This is a genomic window from Rhodospirillum sp. A1_3_36 (genome assembly GCF_047263945.1).
Classification (GTDB): domain Bacteria; phylum Pseudomonadota; class Alphaproteobacteria; order Rhodospirillales; family Rhodospirillaceae; genus Rhodospirillum.
In genome coordinates, this window is record NZ_JBLAVB010000091.1 from 1 (window position 1) to 1,235 (window position 1,235).

At 56.8% G+C, this 1,235-nt stretch carries 1 tRNA gene and 2 rRNA genes; all 3 read left to right on the top strand.

The annotated features are described in order from the left end of the window. Positions 1–757 (top strand): 23S ribosomal RNA (locus ACLIRY_RS27100); the annotation flags it as partial. Positions 758–899: 142 nt separating this feature from the next. Then, a 5S ribosomal RNA gene (gene rrf, locus ACLIRY_RS27105) occupies positions 900–1,014 on the top strand. Between the two features lie 144 nt (positions 1,015–1,158). Further along, positions 1,159–1,235 (top strand) — tRNA-Met (locus ACLIRY_RS27110).

A 1,235-nucleotide genomic window follows, 5' to 3' on the forward strand; every position in this document is an offset into this window, starting at 1 on the left:
TGAACCCGAGGCGTCAGCTTTGGTGGAGCCAACCTTGAAATACCACCCTTCTGTCCCCTGATGTCTAACCGCGGTCCGTTATCCGGATCCGGGACCCTGCGTGGTGGGTAGTTTGACTGGGGCGGTCGCCTCCCAAAGAGTAACGGAGGCGCGCGATGGTGGGCTCAGGCCGGTCGGAAATCGGCTGACGAGTGCAATGGCAAAAGCCCGCCTGACTGCGAGAGCGACAGTTCGAGCAGAGTCGAAAGACGGTCATAGTGATCCGGTGGTCCCGCGTGGAAGGGCCATCGCTCAACGGATAAAAGGTACTCTGGGGATAACAGGCTGATACTGCCCAAGAGTCCACATCGACGGCAGTGTTTGGCACCTCGATGTCGGCTCATCACATCCTGGGGCTGGAGCAGGTCCCAAGGGTTCGGCTGTTCGCCGATTAAAGTGGTACGTGAGCTGGGTTTAGAACGTCGTGAGACAGTTCGGTCCCTATCTACCGTGGGTGTAGGATACTTGAGAGGAGCTGTCCCTAGTACGAGAGGACCGGGATGGACATACCTCTGGTGTACCAGTTGTCACGCCAGTGGCACCGCTGGGTAGCTAAGTATGGACGGGATAACCGCTGAAAGCATCTAAGCGGGAAGCCTCCCTCAAAACCAGGTATCCCTATCAGGACCGTGGAAGACCACCACGTTGATAGGTCAGGTGTGGAAGCGCGGTAACGTGTGAAGCTAACTGATACTAATCGTCCGATTGGCTTGATTGACCACGCGCAGCGGCCAGCCCGGAGTTTCCGGAGCAGCCCCTAAGCGAGACCAACGCAATGCAAAGAACAATCGTCTGACCAGACAGAAGACAGGTTCGAAAAAACCAAGGTTCACATCTCTTCATGGAAGCCCTTTCGATGGCCTGGTGGTCATTGCGAGTGTGAAACACCCGATCCCATCCCGAACTCGGCCGTGAAAGCGCTCAGCGCCGATGGTACTGCGTCTTAAGGCGTGGGAGAGTAGGTCGCCGCCTGGCCTTCGAAAGGGCTTTCCTGAAGATCCGAACCGCTCCTCTTAACGATGACATCAAACACAACCGGCCTTTCAGGAAGCAGCCTTTTGGCGCTTCCTGTTCGGTGTTTCCCAAGAAGAGATCCCTTCGCGGAAACAAACACCCTGACGCGGGGTGGAGCAGCCCGGTAGCTCGTCAGGCTCATAACCTGAAGGTCAGAGGTTCAAATCCTCTCCCCGCAACCA